Origin of the sequence: Eubacterium sp. 1001713B170207_170306_E7, from assembly GCF_015547515.1 — a bacterium.
Classification (GTDB): Bacteria; Bacillota; Clostridia; order Eubacteriales; family Eubacteriaceae; genus Eubacterium.
The window spans coordinates 42610-57864 of sequence record NZ_JADMVE010000009.1; the positions used below are offsets into that span (position 1 = coordinate 42610).

Genomic DNA, 15255 nt, shown 5'->3' on the forward strand with positions numbered 1-15255 from the left:
GGAGTCCGCCATGAAAAACTTTGCCCGTAAATGTGTTAAGGATCTTGAAGCCTACAAGGTCGAAGCCCCGCAGTATGACATTATTCTCAACGCCAATGAAAACCCCTGGGATTTTCCTGAAGCGCTGAAAAAAGAGCTCTGTGACGAGATTATGAAAACACCGCTGAACCGCTATCCGGAGGCCTGCTTTCCAGAACTTCTGGCTGAGCTTTCAGACTATACCGGCGCGCCGGCTGACCAGATCATCTGCGGCTCGGGCTCAGACGAGCTCATCGCCATGATCAACCAGTCTTTCGTGAATCCCGGAGATACCGTCATCACCCATACCCCATCCTTTGCCATGTACCAGATCTGGACAGCCATCGCTGACGGAACGTTTGTGGGCGTGCCGGATAAAGATGGCCACATCCCTGATGTGGAGGGCATAATCTCCGCCGCCAAGGAAAATGACGCCAAGCTGGTCTACCTCTGTAACCCCAACAATCCCACCGGCTACCTGTTCCCGCGCTACGACATTGTCCAGATTCTTGAGGAGACCAACGCCTTAGTCATTCTGGATGAAGCCTATATGGAATTTAAGGGCAGCACCCATGCAGACCTGGTCGAAAATTATCCGAATCTTCTGGTCTTAAGGACACTTTCCAAGGCCTTTGGCCTGGCGGGCATCCGCTGCGGCTACTGCCTTGGAAGCAAAGCGCTTATCGATGTGATGTATAAGGTGAAATCGCCTTATAATCTCAACGTGCTCACCCAGAAGGCGGCCGTTATCGCCCTCAAAAACAGAGAAAAGCTTCTCGACCGGCTGAAAACCCTGAACGCAGAACGCCATAAAATGTATAAGGCACTGCGGGATATGCCGCTGGATTCGCTTTGCCCCACCGCCTCCAACTTCATTTACTTTGAAACCGGAAAAGGCGAGGCGATTTATGAAGCCATGAAAAAAAACGGTATCCTCATCAAATTCTTTAAGGGCCGCCCAGATATGCCGGCCAGCATCCGGCTGTCGATCGGCACCCCGGAGGAAAACCGGAAAGTACTTGAAATATTGAAGCAGGTATTATAAGATGGAAAGAATAATCACATTAACAAGAAAAACCTTTGAAACCGACATTGAGCTGACCTTAAACCTCGATGGTACCGGGCAGTGTGACGTCTCCACAGGCGTTGGCTTCTTTGACCATATGCTGACCCTGTTTACCAAGCACGGCCGCTTCGACTTAACCCTGAAGGCAGCCGGCGACGCAGTAGATAACCACCATGTGCTGGAGGATATCGGCATTCTGCTTGGCAAAGCCTTTGCCGAGGCCCTTGGAGACAAAGCCGGCATCACCCGCTACGCCTTCCAGTTCACCCCAATGGATGAGGCTCTGTGCCGTATCTGTATTGACATCAGCGGCCGGCCTTATCTGGTTTACGACGTGCCGCTCACCAGAGAGTACATCGGTGAATTTGAAACCGAGATGCTGGAAGAATTTTTCATCGCCTTTACAAACAACAGCAAAATGACCATCCACGTGGCCTCTCTTTATGGCCGCAACAACCACCATATTGTGGAAGGGATTTTCAAATGCTTTGGCCGAACCCTGAAACAGGCAGTAACCATCGACCCCAATGTTAAGGGTGTGCCGAGCACAAAAGGAGTTTTGGAATGATCGCAATCATTGATTATGACGTGGGCAATTTAAAAAATGTCTACACCGCATTAAAGGATGTGGAGCTGGAGGGCGTAATCACCCGTGACCCAAAGGTCCTGGACAACGCCGAGGCCATTATCCTTCCAGGGGTTGGTGCTTTCAGCGATGCCATGGATCACCTCAGGCAGTTTGACCTCATCGACTGTCTGGACAAAAATGTGCGGTCCGGCAAGACCCTCATGGGGATCTGCCTGGGCATGCAGATTCTGTTTGACAAAAGCTACGAGGACGGTGAATGGACAGGCCTTGGCTACATTCCTGGAGAGATCGTCAAATTTGACGCGCCGGAGCTCAAAATCCCGCACATGGGCTGGAACAATCTCATTATCCACCGCGACGATCCGCTGGTCCGGGGCATCGGCGGCGAGGATTACGTCTACTTTGTCCATTCTTACTACGCACAGCCCAAAAACTTTGACGACGTGGTCGCCTATGCCAGCTATTCTGTTAAGGTGCCTGGCATTGTACGAAAAGAGAACGTCATCGGCATGCAGTTTCACCCTGAAAAGAGCTCAAAGGTCGGAACGCAACTACTCATGAATTTTAAGGAGAATCTCAAATGATCATCTTCCCCGCCATTGATATTAAAAACGGAAAATGCGTCCGCCTGAAACAGGGCGTTAAGGACGACGAAACCATTTATTTCGACAATCCTGTGGAGGTCGCCAGGCGCTGGGAGGCCGAAGGCGCAGAATACCTGCACCTGGTAGACCTTGACGGTGCTTTTGACGGCAAGCCCCAGAATCTGGAGGTCGTCAAGGATATCGTCAAAGCCCTTAACATCCCGGTTGAACTCGGCGGCGGTATCCGCGACGAAGAAATCGCGAAAATGTACATGGACATTGGCGTCAGCCGCATTATCATCGGGACACAGGCCGTCAAGGATCTTGGCTTTATCGAAAAGCTTCTGGCCCTGTACGACGAAAAGGTCTGTGTTTCCATCGACGCCAAGGACGGTATTGTCTGCACTGAGGGCTGGGTGGAAAGCAGCAACATCGAAGCCCTGGAGCTGGCCGCAAAGCTGGAACGCCTTGGCCTGTCCACTCTCGTGTACACCGATATTTCCAAGGACGGTATGATGAGCGGCCCCAACTTCGACATGCTGAATGTCCTCAATCTACATCTGAACATGGACATCATCGCCTCCGGCGGCATCGCGACTGCCGAGCATCTCAAAAAACTGGAGGAAATGAACCTTTACGGCGCTATTACCGGCAAAGCCCTGTATGAGGGCACCATCGACCTGGCCGCCTATCTAAAAGGAGAATGCTGAAATGCTGACTAAACGTATTATCCCCTGCCTGGACGTGGATCACGGACGGGTGGTCAAGGGGAAAAAATTCAAGGATATACAGGACGTGGCCGATCCCGTAGAGCTGGGCCGCTATTACTCCGAACAGGGAGCGGACGAGCTGGTATTCTACGATATTACCGCTTCCTACGAGGAGCGGGATATTTTTATCCATACTGTGGAGAAGGTGGCCGAAGCGGTCCGCATTCCCTTTACCATCGGCGGGGGCATCAGCCGGGTAGAAGACTTCCGCAAGGTGCTCATGGCCGGAGCAGATAAGGTCTCTGTCAATTCCAGCGCCGTTAAAAATCCGCAGCTGATCCGCGACGCGGCGCTTAAATTCGGCAACCAGTGCGTAGTGCTCTCCATCGACGCAAAACGCAACGAAAAGGGCTCCTGGGATGTTTATGTGAAGGGCGGCCGTGAAAACACCGGTATTGACGCCATCGAATGGGCAAAACGCGGCCAGGAGCTGGGCGCGGGCGAAATCTGCATTAACTCCATTGACACCGACGGCGTAAAGCACGGGTATGACCTTGAGCTCAACCGCAGACTGTCTGAAATTCTGACCATTCCCGTCATCGCCTCCGGCGGCGCAGGTGAAAAGGCCCATTTTTCAGAAGTCTTGAAGGCTGGTGCCGACGCTGCCTTAGCCGCTTCTGTTTTCCATTATAAAGAGATACCCATCCCTGAGCTCAAGGCCTACCTGGCCGGCGAAGGCATTGCGGTAAGAAAATAAAATCGAGGAGAAAAAAATGAATACTGATATCGAACTGAAATTTAACCACCATGGCCTGATCCCGGCAGTCCTTCAGGACTATTACACCCGTCAGGTACTCATGGTGGCTTATATGAACAAGGAAGCCCTGGACAAAACTCTGGAAACCGGAAAAGCCACCTTCTGGAGCCGCAGCCGCAAGGAACTGTGGACAAAAGGCGAAACCTCCGGCAATTATCAGGAGGTCGTTGCCATCGACTATGACTGTGATGCCGACACACTGCTCGTACAGGTACTTCCAAAGGGTCCTGCCTGCCACACAGGCGAGACTTCCTGCTTCTACCGTAACTTATACACCAACGAAGAAAAAGTCACAGGAAACATGGATATTATCCATAAACTGGCCGACCAGGTGCAGGACCGCCGGGAAAACCCGGTGGAAGGCTCCTACACCAACTACCTCTTCCGGGAAGGCGTTGACAAAATCTGTAAAAAGATCGGTGAAGAATCTGCTGAGACCATCATCGCCGCCAAAAACAATTCAAAGGAAGAGCTCACCTATGAAGCCTCAGACTTGCTTTACCACCTGACGGTTTTATTAAACAATCAGGGCGTAACCTTTGACGATTTATTTGTAGAATTGACGAAACGTCATAAATAAATCCTGCTAAAAAGAACCTGAATTTTTAGTTTCAGGTTCTTTTTAATTTTTTGCTTGGGCCAGGTGGCTCAAAGGCTTTTGTTATAACGCCGCATCAAAACTGCGACCATAACCGCGATGATCATCTCTGTAATGGGCATCGCAAGCCACAGCGCTTCCGCGCCAAACAGAGCCGGCAGTGTGTAAATCAGCAGCCCGCTCACCACCATTCCGCGCAGGACCGACACAGCAAAGGACGCCTTCGGCTTCATGATGGCCTGGAAATAATAGGTCGAATAAATATTATAGGTCAGCAGCAGGAAGGAAATAAAATACTTCCGCATGATATCCGGCGCAATGGCCAGCACCTCCGGCGTCGGGCTCATAAAAAGACGGATGAGCGGCTCTGGCAGGGCCATGGTCAGGGTTGTCCAGAGAATACTCAACACTGTGACCGTGGCCAGGCTCAGCCGCAGCGTCTTCCGGATACGTTCGCCCTGCCCTGCGCCGTAGTTCATGGAGACAATGGGCTGGGCTGCCTGTCCCACGCCGTAGGCACAGGCCTGCACCAGGGTGTTGACATTGATAATAACCCCATAAACCGCCAGCGCCGGGCTGCCGCTGTATTTCATAATCTGGTTGTTGAACATCATGGACAAAATCCCCATGGCAATGTCAATGAAAAAGGTGGAAAACCCTGTGACCACAATCTGCTGCGTCATTTGACTGAAGCCTTCGGGCCGCTCAAACCTGAGCCGGCAGTTCTTACTGAAAAAGTGACTGCACAAAATAAAAATTGACAGCACCTGTCCCAGAGCCGTCGCCAGTCCCGCACCGCTGATGCCCATATCACAAACAAACACAAAAACATAATCGCCGATAATGTTAAAAATGCCTCCGGCCATAACAGCCATCGTGGCGGTTGCCGGCGCATTATCGTTTCGTATGAAGGCAGCAAAAAACTGTCCGAGCACAAACAGCGGCGCCACAAATTTTATCCAGAAAAGATACTGCCCCGCCAGTCCCAGAAGCAGATCATCCGCGCCGAACAGGCGCAGCAGTGCATCCTGAAAGAAAATGATGCCCAGCCAGGAAAGAATGGCGGCGGCGGTGACACCGATAAAAGCCATTGTATAAAAGCTGTTTCCCCGGCGCTCGTCTCCCGCCCCCTTGGCCGCGCTCATCAAAACAGAGCCGCCGATACCAAACAGCAGGCCCAGGCTGTAAATAATATTCCAGACAGGTGCAACCGTCGCCAGTGCAGCCACGCCGTTTGGCCCCTCATACTGCCCTACCATTACGCAGTCCACCAGCGAGTAGACCGATACAATCAGCGCGCTGCCAAAGGACGCGAACAGGTATTTAAAGTATATCTTTTTCAGATTCCCTTTTAGTAAATCCATTATACTGCTCCTCTAATCTCTAATATTCCCGGAAACGAAAAAAAGCCGGATAAAATGGTATCAACCATCTTATCCAGCGTCTCAATCTCACAGATTGTACCCCCTCCGATGAACGCCTTTATTTTAGCAAAAGGCTTTTAGAATGTCAATATAAAATAAGCAGCTTACTCAAAAGGGATGATGATCTCCGTCACGTATTTGTTTTCATTTCCCTTAAAAATAGCGCCCGGCCCTTTTATGTATATTTCCCGGGATGGCGTCAACAGCTTTAAATCCTGCGCCTTGGAATAATCCAGCAGCGCCTTGTAGGCGTGATTAAACTGGCTGTAGCTTCCCTGGTGTATGGTTGAAACAGCCCGCTCTAGCGCCGGAAGGGTTTTACACTCAATCCCCGCAGCTTCGACATAGCGTTTAACCGGCACGCAGATTTCTATATCCGCTTTTTCCTGATAAGCCTCGTTGTAATACAGGTTAAAGGGAATACCATCAGCGCTGCCCTTTGCCGCCTTGTAAATTCTGGCAATATATTTTCCGACCTCGCTGTAAAGCCCTTGATAACGGATGGATGCGACCATTACAGGCTCCAGACGTTTTATTTTAATTTTGTGCTGCATATGGCTTTCCTCCTGACCGGCCGGCTCGATATAGAGGGATATTTTTTTCAGCAGCGCTTTTTCCTTTTCAATTTTATTCTCGATCATGGCCTTTTTTTCTTCCAGAAAATAGGCCAGATCGGTATCCTCATCAAAATTTTCCATAACGTCCCGAAGCTCCGAGATAGAAAAGTCAAAGGAACGGAGCAGCGCAACCAGCTGTGCCCGTTTGAAATCCTCCTCGCTGTAATAACGGTATCCATTCTGGCTGTCCCGATTGGACGGCACCAGGATTCCCTGCTCGTCATAATAGCGCAGCGCCTTAACCGTTAAATTGGTTATTTTAGAAAATTCACTGATTCTGTACATAATTCTCACCTCATATTTATCCTGCGGCCTTCCCCGCAAAGGAAAGTCAATTCCTTTTTACAGATATCCCAGCACTGCCTCCACGACCAGCACCGCAACACAGGCAAACACAGCCACGGTGACCAGGCCTTTTTCCTTCATGGCCAGTAAAATGGCGGCGATCAGCCCCGCAGTGGCCGAGTACAGGCTTCCGGTAGAATAAAAAATCGCCGGAAAAGTCATGGTTCCAAGCACCGCGTAGGGCACATAATAAAGAAAGGATTTTACAAATTTACTTTCTATTTTCTTTTTAAACAGGGCCAGCGGCAGCACACGGATTAAATAGGTGACGCCCGCCATAACCAGAATATAGATTAACAACGTAGTGGTGGTCATATTTCTTCCTCCTCGCTGATGGGAAAGAGCCAGGCGCCAAAGGCCGACGCCGCAATGGTGCAGATGATGATGGTAAAGCCTGTTGATACCTGGTTCAGAACAGGGGCAAAAGTAAAAATGCAGCTCAATACCACCGCAAAGACCAATACCGTTCTGACCGATTTTTTCTTTCTGGCCGGCGGTATGATAATGGCGATAAACATCCCGTAAATGGCGATTCCCAGAGCAGAGCGTATGAATTCCGGCAGAATGGTGCTGGCCGCCGCGCCGATCAGAGTACCGCCGGACCAGCCGATATACGGCATCACCATCAGGCCAAACATATACCATTTCCCCAGCTTTCCAGGCTGTCCGCTGCTCACGGCAAAGATCTCATCGGTGTTGCCAAAGGCGATCAGACAGCGCTCCAGTGTGTTAACAGAGTCCTCCAGCTTCTGGGACAATGACAGGGACATAAGCGCATAGCGCAGATTGATGATCAGCTGGGTCAGTGCCATCTCCACAAAAGGCGCACCGAGCACAATCAAATCCAATCCGGCAAACTGCCCGGCAGAGGTCAGATTGGTCATGGATATGAGTACCGCAGACCAGGCAGGCAGGCCCTGGGTAACAGCCATCATCCCAAAGGTAAAAGCCACCGACAAATAGCCCAGTCCAATGGGAATCCCATCCTGTAATCCCTTTACGAAGCTGTTGTTAATGATGATCGTCTCTTCTGTCTTTTCCATTCCTACTCCTCATAAAACTCCAAATTCAATTTTCTGTACCGCAGGCTCCTCGCCGCATACCCAAAGCTCATAATCCGGAGACAATTCCAGACGTCTTAAAAAAACACCGCCGGCTTGGCAGTTCGCATCGAGTATCAGATATTCCCCTGATTTTTCCTGTATTTCAAAAGCGCTCAGCGGCAGGGCAAAACCCAGCCCCCGGTATTTCATATAGCTTTCCTTCTGCGCCCACAGCCTGTAAAAAGCTCTCGTCCGGGCATCATTCTCCAGGCTTTCCAGACTGCGAATCTCCTCAGGCGCCATAAAGCGCCGCGCAAGGGGCATCATCTGTTTAGTCTTGTCGATCCGCTGCACATCGACGCCCACTGGCTTTTCGGACACCGCGCACACCAGATAATCGCCTGAGTGGGAGCCGTTAAAATGCAGACCGGGATATTGCTTTAAAAAAGGCTTTCCATAACGGTTCTTTTCGATCTTTACTGGTGTTGGCAGTTTCTTTTTCTCAAAAATTTTATTTAAGAGCACCTCGACATGCACTGTTTTTCCTGTAAGCGAAAAAAAATGCGTATCCAGCGTGTACACATCAATCATGGATTTTCCTCCAAAAGGTGATAACACTACTATTATACGCATTTTTTGACTGTAACTCAATTCTATTTTCAGGGAATCCCCTAAATTAATCTTTATTCCAAGACGGTATCTGCTGTCTCCTACAATTTCTTCTTATACCCTGTATTATTTATCTGAAAGCCATTCGCTTCGTAAAAGCAGCAGGCGGCTTTCCGGTTCTTTTCCGTTACCAAAATGATCTGGGTGCACTGCCGCTCTTTTGCCTGTTTTTCAAGCTCCTGCAGCAGCGCTTTTCCTACCCCGTTTTCACGGCTGCCTTTATCCACAATCATATTTTCCAGCACCATAAAAGGGCGGCAGTCTCCGTAAAGCTCCCCGCAGATTATGCCCATGACTGAGCCGATGAGCTGGTTGTTTTCTTCCGCACACAGGAAAATATGGGTGTCTGCTTTTTCAAGACGCCTGAACTGGCGTTCCATCGCTTCAACATCTGAGGCCTCTCTCCAAAACTGGTAATAAAGCCGGGCAAGCTCCGGCATATCCGACAGCTGCATTTGTCTTATCTTCATGACGGTTTCATCCTCCTGAGCTGATTCATCTGTTTTTTAAAGTCCGCTTCGTTTTCCGCCGGCGTCTTGGTAGGGTCCGGCGTGTTAAAATAGTGGGGGCAGGGCAGCGCTTCACAATTTCCACAATGAGGCAGCTTCTTTTCGAGAACACAGCATTTATAAATATCACAAATTATCCCGCCGGTATACTTTAGCCAGAAGGCTTTCCCCTCAATGGACGGACAACCTGCGCAGATTTCGGGGTAATACTCGCATTCTGTACAGACAACACCACAGCAGCTGATAATTTTTTTCATGGTATTCCCTCCTTAAAGATTAATGAAACCAGCGACTTCTTTAAATTCAGCATAACGGAATTAAAGGCTTCTGTCAATCCCCCGGCACAATATAAAAAAACGAAGGACACTGACCGCCCTTCGTTTTCTGTCTGTTTTATAAATCAACTTTTTCAAACCGCTTGATGGAAACACGGCAGGCTGTCAGCATTCCCAACACGTAGATCACGATCCCGGCCGCCAGAATCGGGAGCTGTCTCAGCATTATTGACGGGTCGGTCGTGTCCAGATAAGCGCTGAACCTTGGAAAATGCACCAGTGCTTCCATCACAATGATGTACAGCCACAGGGGAATCTGTGCTATTACAAAAGCTTTGCCCACATTGTAGGCATTTTTATAAAACTGCGTCAGGAAAATCACGTTAAAGATGGTGAACATGACCAATACAAAGCCGTAAAATGCAGGATTCGCCTCAATGCCTACCGGGTTTGGCGGCAGCACATATGCCCGCAGAACAGCAAAGGGGATGGAGATGAACACCTCTCCAAGCTCTACCAGCACCACCAGCAGGCATCTTGCCCTGACCACATCGCCCTTTGAGATGGGCAGCGCCGCGGTATAAAAGGTGTCCTTGTTTTCACGCCCGTTCTGGAAGGTAAAAAAGAGCCCCAGACAGCCAAAGAAAAAAGGAACATAGTAGGGATACCCGGGGATCATCAGCATGGCGCCGAAAAACATAAAGATAAATGTGGGCGGCAGACTGGTTAAAAACAGTTCCTTATAAAGTAATGCTTTCATCATATTTTTTCCTTTCCATATGAACCATAATCTCCTCCAGTGAGAGCGCGGGATCCGCTTCTTTATCTTTTAGATATTGGAAATGGCGGATGAAGGCATTTTTATCTTCGCTGGCAATAATGGCGCCGTCCTTAATATAAGTGATGTCATCCGCAGATTTTTCCAGGTCTGAGGTGATATGGGTTGAAAAGAGAATACTGCGGTCACCTGTCTGCACCAGCTTTTCAAACAAAACCAGCAGGTCGTCCCTCGATACAGGATCCAGACCACTGGTCGGCTCATCAAAGATCAAAAGTCTGGCATGGTGGGACAGGGCCAGAGCGATGAGGTATTTAACCCGCATGCCCGCGGACAGCTGATCAACGGTTTTATTTTCGTCAAGCTCAAAGAGCGTTAAGGCCTGCTGATACTTTTCATCATCCCACTTTTCATAAAACCGGCTGGTCACCTTAGTGATGGTTCTTAGCTTCTTTTTGGGATAATAATCAATCCCTCCCAGCACTACCCCGATATTCTGCTTGCACCAGGCCTCATTTTGACAAAAGTTTTTTCCCAGCATCTCAATGGTTCCGCTGTTGGGGTGAACCATATTGAGCATGGATTTGAGCGTCGTACTTTTTCCCGCCCCGTTTTTTCCAATAAAGCCCATAATACTTCCCTGCTTTACGTCAAAGGAAACATTTTTCAGCTCAAAAGCCGGGTATTTTTTGTTCAGATTTTTTACAGATAACAGATTCATCTATTCCTCGCCCCTTTTCACCGCGTCCATGATCTGGGCGGCAAGTTCCATAAAGACATCTTCCTTTACAATGGCAATGCCTGCCCTTTCGGGGTCTTCGTCACCGAGAACCATGAGCCGGTCGCCAGGTTTTATATCAAAAATTTCGCGCGCCTTTTTGGGGATAACAATCTGCCCGCGTTCTCCTACGCTTACACAGCCAAACATATGCTTATCCTTTGGCGGAATCGCCAAGCCATCCTTTTCTTTTTCATTATAATTTACCAGGTCATCCAGACTCACATTGTACAGCTCAGCCAGAGCGTTACAGTTGATAATATCCGGCGTACTTTCGCCGCTTTCCCATTTTGCCACGGCCTGACGGCTGACGCCGATTCCAGACGCGACTTCCTCCTGGGTATACTGGTTCATTTTCCGGAGTGCTGTCAGATTCATACTTAACTGATTTTTCATATTTTACATACCTCCTGATACTCATTTTAACAGAATCCTTCGGATTGTCCACCAACCGACATTAACAAAATATGTTTGCTTTGGTTGCATTAAAAAAAGATGCCCGGAGGCATCCTTTAAGCTTCTACCTGTTTTTTGCTGATGACGGCTTTAGTTTCCCACTTTTTACTGCGGTAACGGATATAATTGACCACCAGGCCAACACCCCATCCCATGGGGATGGACCACCAGATCGCGCTGGAGCCAATCATACCTGCCAGAATATAGGCTGCCGCGATACGGACAACAAAGTTTGACAGCGAGCCCATCATAAAGGCTGTGGCGTCTCCCGCGCCGCGCAGCACGCTGCCAGCCGAGAACATCAGCCCCATGACCACATAAAATACCGAAACGATGCGGATATACTCCACGCCGACCTGGATCACCCCCGCGTCTGCCACAGAATCTACAAACGCGCCAATAAAGGCATCCCCGAATAAAAAGATCAGGCCAGAGATCGCGAGGCACATGATCACGACGATCAGAATCGTTACTTTAAAGCCTTCATAAACCCGTTCTGTGCGGCCGGCGCCAATGTTCTGCGCCGTAAAGGTCGATAAGGACATGGTCGTGCTGAGCAGTGGCTGGATCGCGATGGAGTCGATCTTGGTCGCTGCGGTATACCCCGCGATAAATACCGATCCAAAGCTGTTGACCAGCCCCTGAATCGCCATCATCGAGAAGGATACAATACACTGCTGTACCGTTGAAGGGATCGCATAGGCCAGCAGGTCTTTCAGCATTTTAAAATCGAAAACACAGTCTTCTTTTTGAAGCTTGAGCACCGGCACCTTAAAATAAACATAAATCAGACAGGTAACTGCCGATACACCCTGTGCGATCAGCGTGGCCCAGGCCACGCCGGCCACACCCATGTTAAAATAAATCACAAACAATAAATCCAGTACAATATTTAAAAGAGCCGCGACAATCAAAAAATACAGGGGCGTTTTTGAATCCCCCACAGCACGGCATATCGCGGCCAGGCCGTTGTAGGTAAACAGAAAAATGCAGCCCATATAATAGATATTTATATAGGTGGATGCCCCCTCATAAATGTTGGCCGGCGTCTGGATTAAATGCAGAAGCCAGTCCGAGATGGCAAGCCCCAGCACACAGACCACAGCCCCGACAGCCAGGATGAAAACCATGCTGGTGAATACCGCCCGGCGCATGTTTTTCTTGTCTCCCGCGCCGAAATACTGGGAAATAAGTACTGAGCAGCCCATGCTCAATCCCATGGCGATCGCGACCAGCAAAAATACCATCGCCGCTGTCGAGCCGACCGCCGCCAGCGCATCTGCGCCCACATAATTCCCAACGATAACGGTATCCACAATATTGTAAAGCTGCTGAAAAATGTTGCCGAGCAGCATGGGCAGCATAAAGATCATTAGAATTTTTGCCGGCTTTCCCTGGGTCATATCATTAACCATAAATTTTCACTCTCCTCCAAGGTTCATATTTTCAGGACGGTCCGCCTCAACCTTCGCTTTCCTGATTAAGCTTCCAAACTTTTACCGCGATTCTCTCTGACAGCTCAGCAAACAGGGCTCTTTCCTCCTCTGTAAACTCTGCCATCACCTCTTCTTCCAGCTGCCGCCGGCTTTCCTTAATCGCCACCGCTGCTCTGGTACCGGCCTCGGTCAGGTAAACACACTTTTCGCGCTTGCTTTCACAGCTGGTTTCCCGTTTAATAAATCCCATTTCCTCCAGTACAGACAGGGTTTTGGCCACCGTGGCTTTATTAAACTGAAAAAAACGTACAATGGCATGCTGGTTGACACCATCCTTGCGCTTTAAATACAAAAGAATAGACTGCTCTGTATTATTGAGCCGCAGACCGCTCAGGCGTTTTTGAAATAAAATGGCGCTGTGGCGGTAAATGATTGAGATATTTTTAAAAAACATCGTTTCCTCCATATCGTTTGGCCGTAAACAGTTTCTTTTTAAACAGTTTACGTATAAACTATTTTAAATTGAACTTTCTATTTTGTCAATAAAAAAAACAGGCAATTTGCCTGTTTTTCGTTTTCTAATTTTGACTGCCCAGCAGATTTTTAAGCTCAGGTATGTATGACTGAAGTGAAGCAGCCGTACTCTTTATCTGTTCGTTGGCCGAGGACAGCGCGTCATAATCCTTGTTCTCGATGCCGGTTTTATAGGCTGCTACTGCTGGTTTAAGCTGATTCGCCACGCTGGTCAGCTTGCTGTGAAGATCGGTATAATCCTGAGGCACCTTATCGTAGCTGACAATGGCGTCACAGGCCTTGTCAACCTGGTCGAGCTGCTTTTCCATGTCCGACACCCATGATGCGTCTGACAGAGAAGCCTCGGTAAAATCAGAAAGCTTATCCTGAATGCTCTGTACCGTGCTGGTCATGGAAGTAAACTGTCCGCCCAGAAAACCAAGATACTCAGCCTTTCCCGCTGGTCCGTCCTTGCTGCCGCAGCCGGTAAGGATCAAGGAGGTTACAAGCACCGCCAGAGTAGACGCAAACAGCCTGTTTTTAACTTTCATGACGCCCTCCACAGCCACCGCAGCTGCCACAGCCCTTCCCGGATGCTCTGCAGCACGCAGCGATTGTATCTTCTGTTATGCCGAACCAATTGGCAATCTCAGTGTTGGATGGATAGCCCCCCTGCTTTACCAGCACGCCGTCGATCAGGGTAATCGGCAAAACCTCCGGTCCTTCCGCATCCAGCAGATTCTCAACCATTTCGTTTTCGGCAAAATCTTTTTTCATTCCAATTATATCATAGCGCTTCACCGTTTCCCCGGCGTTAACAAGTGCCTGAATCACCGCGTCCATACGCGCGTCTTCATCCGACACGTCGATGGCCGCCGGCTCGAAAAGCTCTAATACTTTCATTCGAATCCTCCCATTATATGATACTTCCATTGTAACACTGAAATCTTAATAAATTCAGTTAAAAGTAAATATATAAATGTGAAGACTGCAAAAAAACAGCCCTGCTATCATTAGCAGGGCTGTTTTAATTCCTTTAAAGCAGTGCTCCCAGAATATCCTCTCTGCCCGCCACACTGCCATGCCCCGGCAAAAACTGCTGACAGTTTGTTTCAAGCAGCTTCTGTAAGGAATTTCTCAGCTGCGCCTCATCGTTGGCAAAGGGCGGATAGACCTGCCCGTTCCGATGGATAATCGCGTCGCCTACCAACGCAATATCCTCATTCAAAATCAGGCTCATGGATCCTTTTGTGTGGCCCGGTGTGTGCAGCACACGCATTCCCGGCGCAATGTACTGCCCATTTTCAACCGCCATCACATTTCTGCAGGGCTCAAAGCAGGTCCAAAGGCCAAGAGCCCCCGCCGCGCTGACAACTTTTCTGGTAAGAGGAAGGGTTCCACGCGGCAGCGGGCAGCAGCTGTCCCGAAGGGCTGTCCGTTCATGGGCGTGTACGTAGACCAGACAGTTGAATTTCTTCTGCAAACAGGCGGCATTCCCCACATGGTCGGTATGGACGTGGGTTAAAATAATGCCGTCAAGCCCGCCGATCCCCAGCTTTTTAAGCTGGCGCTCAATGCTCTGTCGCTCCATCGTCACACTGGTATCCACCAGATAGACAGCGCTGCCGCATTGAACCACATAACAATTGCATCTTAATGTATTTAAACGCTCAATGGCCATTCCGCCTGAAGTCGTCCATCTTTTCATTTTTGTCATTCACCCCTTTCTGCAAAACTCAGTCTTTTCATCCTGTCTTGACAGGCTGCCCGGGCAGGCGTACAATGAACCCATTCTGATGACAAGTGAGGATAAACATGGAACCCATCTACGCTACCGATATTTATGAATATCTGCCCCACAGCAACTGCAAGCGCTGCGGTGAGGATAACTGCATGGCCTTTGCCGACAAGCTGTCCAAAAACGAAGCCAATCTCAGCAGCTGTGCTCCGCTCCGCCTCCCTGAGCAGGAACAGAAACGAAAAGCCGTCGAGGAAATGCTGAAAAAATGACGTGACGTTATTTTCTCACG

22 protein-coding genes are annotated in these 15255 nt (G+C 49.3%); 7 read left to right on the top strand and 15 right to left on the bottom strand.

All coding sequences use genetic code 11. From position 1 onward, the window contains the following. Window positions 1–10 precede the first annotated feature (10 nt). The 6 genes from hisC to hisIE are packed head-to-tail and all read left to right on the top strand — an operon-like array spanning window position 11 to window position 4364. Window positions 11–1063 carry a histidinol-phosphate transaminase gene (gene hisC / locus I2B62_RS18015; RefSeq protein ID WP_195270422.1) on the top strand — a complete coding sequence of 351 codons (1053 nt, stop codon included), beginning with the start codon at window positions 11–13 and terminating at the stop codon, window positions 1061–1063. A gap of 1 nt (window position 1064) precedes the next feature. Continuing rightward, window positions 1065–1652: an imidazoleglycerol-phosphate dehydratase HisB gene (hisB, locus tag I2B62_RS18020; protein ID WP_195270423.1), complete on the top strand. Its 588-nt coding sequence runs from the start codon at window positions 1065–1067 to the stop codon at window positions 1650–1652. Next, on the top strand, window positions 1649–2257 hold the full coding sequence (hisH, locus tag I2B62_RS18025) for an imidazole glycerol phosphate synthase subunit HisH (RefSeq protein ID WP_195270424.1): 609 nt from the start codon (window positions 1649–1651) through the stop codon (window positions 2255–2257). The genes hisB and hisH overlap by 4 nt, the downstream gene beginning before the upstream one ends. Beyond that, window positions 2254–2967 (top strand): 1-(5-phosphoribosyl)-5-[(5-phosphoribosylamino)methylideneamino]imidazole-4-carboxamide isomerase, encoded by a 714-nt coding sequence (hisA, locus tag I2B62_RS18030; protein ID WP_195270425.1) that lies wholly within the window; start codon window positions 2254–2256, stop codon window positions 2965–2967. The genes hisH and hisA overlap by 4 nt, the downstream gene beginning before the upstream one ends. 1 nt (window position 2968) lies before the next feature. Then, on the top strand, window positions 2969–3724 hold the full coding sequence (hisF, locus tag I2B62_RS18035) for an imidazole glycerol phosphate synthase subunit HisF (protein WP_195270426.1): 756 nt from the start codon (window positions 2969–2971) through the stop codon (window positions 3722–3724). A gap of 16 nt (window positions 3725–3740) precedes the next feature. Further along, window positions 3741–4364, top strand: a complete 624-nt coding sequence (hisIE, locus tag I2B62_RS18040) for a bifunctional phosphoribosyl-AMP cyclohydrolase/phosphoribosyl-ATP diphosphatase HisIE (RefSeq protein ID WP_195270427.1) — start codon at window positions 3741–3743, stop codon at window positions 4362–4364. Window positions 4365–4432: 68 nt separating this feature from the next. On the opposite strand, the gene I2B62_RS18045 is transcribed toward hisIE, so the two are convergent. From I2B62_RS18045 to I2B62_RS18115, 15 genes are all read right to left on the bottom strand, one after another. Next, the gene (locus I2B62_RS18045; RefSeq protein ID WP_195270428.1) at window positions 4433–5746 is read right to left on the bottom strand and encodes an MATE family efflux transporter; all 1314 of its coding nucleotides are present in this window, start codon (window positions 5744–5746) and stop codon (window positions 4433–4435) included. A 164-nt stretch (window positions 5747–5910) separates the two neighbouring features. Then, complete coding sequence (locus tag I2B62_RS18050; protein WP_195270429.1) at window positions 5911–6708, bottom strand: MerR family transcriptional regulator; 798 nt, start codon at window positions 6706–6708, stop codon at window positions 5911–5913. A 57-nt stretch (window positions 6709–6765) separates the two neighbouring features. After that, window positions 6766–7083, bottom strand: a complete 318-nt coding sequence (locus I2B62_RS18055) for an AzlD domain-containing protein (protein ID WP_195270430.1) — start codon at window positions 7081–7083, stop codon at window positions 6766–6768. Further along, window positions 7080–7811 (bottom strand): AzlC family ABC transporter permease, encoded by a 732-nt coding sequence (locus I2B62_RS18060; protein ID WP_195270431.1) that lies wholly within the window; start codon window positions 7809–7811, stop codon window positions 7080–7082. Before I2B62_RS18060 ends, I2B62_RS18055 begins: the two co-directional genes overlap by 4 nt. 9 nt (window positions 7812–7820) lie before the next feature. Further along, window positions 7821–8402, bottom strand: a complete 582-nt coding sequence (locus I2B62_RS18065; RefSeq protein WP_195270432.1) for a 4'-phosphopantetheinyl transferase superfamily protein — start codon at window positions 8400–8402, stop codon at window positions 7821–7823. A 119-nt stretch (window positions 8403–8521) separates the two neighbouring features. Then, on the bottom strand, window positions 8522–8950 hold the full coding sequence (locus tag I2B62_RS18070) for a GNAT family N-acetyltransferase (RefSeq protein WP_195270433.1): 429 nt from the start codon (window positions 8948–8950) through the stop codon (window positions 8522–8524). Continuing rightward, complete coding sequence (locus I2B62_RS18075; protein ID WP_195270434.1) at window positions 8947–9246, bottom strand: DUF3795 domain-containing protein; 300 nt, start codon at window positions 9244–9246, stop codon at window positions 8947–8949. Before I2B62_RS18075 ends, I2B62_RS18070 begins: the two co-directional genes overlap by 4 nt. Window positions 9247–9382: 136 nt before the next feature. Further along, window positions 9383–10027, bottom strand: coding sequence for an ABC-2 transporter permease (locus I2B62_RS18080; RefSeq protein ID WP_195270435.1), 645 nt, complete (start codon window positions 10025–10027; stop codon window positions 9383–9385). Further along, window positions 10005–10763: an ABC transporter ATP-binding protein gene (locus tag I2B62_RS18085; protein WP_195270436.1), complete on the bottom strand. Its 759-nt coding sequence runs from the start codon at window positions 10761–10763 to the stop codon at window positions 10005–10007. Before I2B62_RS18085 ends, I2B62_RS18080 begins: the two co-directional genes overlap by 23 nt. After that, on the bottom strand, window positions 10764–11216 hold the full coding sequence (locus tag I2B62_RS18090; RefSeq protein ID WP_195270437.1) for a helix-turn-helix domain-containing protein: 453 nt from the start codon (window positions 11214–11216) through the stop codon (window positions 10764–10766). It abuts the gene before it with no gap. Between the two features lie 116 nt (window positions 11217–11332). Beyond that, on the bottom strand, window positions 11333–12691 hold the full coding sequence (locus I2B62_RS18095; RefSeq protein WP_195270438.1) for an MATE family efflux transporter: 1359 nt from the start codon (window positions 12689–12691) through the stop codon (window positions 11333–11335). A gap of 46 nt (window positions 12692–12737) precedes the next feature. Further along, window positions 12738–13166, bottom strand: a complete 429-nt coding sequence (locus I2B62_RS18100; protein WP_195270439.1) for a MarR family transcriptional regulator — start codon at window positions 13164–13166, stop codon at window positions 12738–12740. A 124-nt stretch (window positions 13167–13290) separates the two neighbouring features. Then, complete coding sequence (locus I2B62_RS18105; protein WP_195270440.1) at window positions 13291–13776, bottom strand: DUF6376 family protein; 486 nt, start codon at window positions 13774–13776, stop codon at window positions 13291–13293. After that, on the bottom strand, window positions 13766–14128 hold the full coding sequence (locus I2B62_RS18110) for an arsenic metallochaperone ArsD family protein (protein ID WP_195270441.1): 363 nt from the start codon (window positions 14126–14128) through the stop codon (window positions 13766–13768). Before I2B62_RS18110 ends, I2B62_RS18105 begins: the two co-directional genes overlap by 11 nt. 133 nt (window positions 14129–14261) lie before the next feature. Continuing rightward, entirely contained in the window at window positions 14262–14942 is a 681-nt protein-coding gene (locus I2B62_RS18115; RefSeq protein ID WP_195270442.1) for an MBL fold metallo-hydrolase, read from the bottom strand. Between the two features lie 98 nt (window positions 14943–15040). Here I2B62_RS18115 and I2B62_RS18120 point away from each other — a divergent pair, with 98 nt between their 5' ends. Beyond that, window positions 15041–15235, top strand: a complete 195-nt coding sequence (locus I2B62_RS18120) for a (Fe-S)-binding protein (protein ID WP_195270443.1) — start codon at window positions 15041–15043, stop codon at window positions 15233–15235. Window positions 15236–15255: the final 20 nt, after the last annotated feature.

Excerpts from the sequence above, each read along its gene's own strand:
- hisC (WP_195270422.1), top strand. The coding sequence starts at position 11 with ATGAAAAACTTTGCCCGTAAATGTGTTAAGGATCTTGAAGCCTACAAG.
- hisB (WP_195270423.1), top strand. The coding sequence starts at position 1,065 with ATGGAAAGAATAATCACATTAACAAGAAAAACCTTTGAAACCGACATT.
- hisH (WP_195270424.1), top strand. The coding sequence starts at position 1,649 with ATGATCGCAATCATTGATTATGACGTGGGCAATTTAAAAAATGTCTAC.
- hisA (WP_195270425.1), top strand. The coding sequence starts at position 2,254 with ATGATCATCTTCCCCGCCATTGATATTAAAAACGGAAAATGCGTCCGC.
- hisF (WP_195270426.1), top strand. The coding sequence starts at position 2,969 with ATGCTGACTAAACGTATTATCCCCTGCCTGGACGTGGATCACGGACGG.
- hisIE (WP_195270427.1), top strand. The coding sequence starts at position 3,741 with ATGAATACTGATATCGAACTGAAATTTAACCACCATGGCCTGATCCCG.
- I2B62_RS18045 (WP_195270428.1), bottom strand. The coding sequence starts at position 5,746 with ATGGATTTACTAAAAGGGAATCTGAAAAAGATATACTTTAAATACCTG.
- I2B62_RS18050 (WP_195270429.1), bottom strand. The coding sequence starts at position 6,708 with ATGTACAGAATCAGTGAATTTTCTAAAATAACCAATTTAACGGTTAAG.
- I2B62_RS18055 (WP_195270430.1), bottom strand. The coding sequence starts at position 7,083 with ATGACCACCACTACGTTGTTAATCTATATTCTGGTTATGGCGGGCGTC.
- I2B62_RS18060 (WP_195270431.1), bottom strand. The coding sequence starts at position 7,811 with ATGGAAAAGACAGAAGAGACGATCATCATTAACAACAGCTTCGTAAAG.
- I2B62_RS18065 (WP_195270432.1), bottom strand. The coding sequence starts at position 8,402 with ATGATTGATGTGTACACGCTGGATACGCATTTTTTTTCGCTTACAGGA.
- I2B62_RS18070 (WP_195270433.1), bottom strand. The coding sequence starts at position 8,950 with ATGAAGATAAGACAAATGCAGCTGTCGGATATGCCGGAGCTTGCCCGG.
- I2B62_RS18075 (WP_195270434.1), bottom strand. The coding sequence starts at position 9,246 with ATGAAAAAAATTATCAGCTGCTGTGGTGTTGTCTGTACAGAATGCGAG.
- I2B62_RS18080 (WP_195270435.1), bottom strand. The coding sequence starts at position 10,027 with ATGATGAAAGCATTACTTTATAAGGAACTGTTTTTAACCAGTCTGCCG.
- I2B62_RS18085 (WP_195270436.1), bottom strand. The coding sequence starts at position 10,763 with ATGAATCTGTTATCTGTAAAAAATCTGAACAAAAAATACCCGGCTTTT.
- I2B62_RS18090 (WP_195270437.1), bottom strand. The coding sequence starts at position 11,216 with ATGAAAAATCAGTTAAGTATGAATCTGACAGCACTCCGGAAAATGAAC.
- I2B62_RS18095 (WP_195270438.1), bottom strand. The coding sequence starts at position 12,691 with ATGGTTAATGATATGACCCAGGGAAAGCCGGCAAAAATTCTAATGATC.
- I2B62_RS18100 (WP_195270439.1), bottom strand. The coding sequence starts at position 13,166 with ATGTTTTTTAAAAATATCTCAATCATTTACCGCCACAGCGCCATTTTA.
- I2B62_RS18105 (WP_195270440.1), bottom strand. The coding sequence starts at position 13,776 with ATGAAAGTTAAAAACAGGCTGTTTGCGTCTACTCTGGCGGTGCTTGTA.
- I2B62_RS18110 (WP_195270441.1), bottom strand. The coding sequence starts at position 14,128 with ATGAAAGTATTAGAGCTTTTCGAGCCGGCGGCCATCGACGTGTCGGAT.
- I2B62_RS18115 (WP_195270442.1), bottom strand. The coding sequence starts at position 14,942 with ATGACAAAAATGAAAAGATGGACGACTTCAGGCGGAATGGCCATTGAG.
- I2B62_RS18120 (WP_195270443.1), top strand. The coding sequence starts at position 15,041 with ATGGAACCCATCTACGCTACCGATATTTATGAATATCTGCCCCACAGC.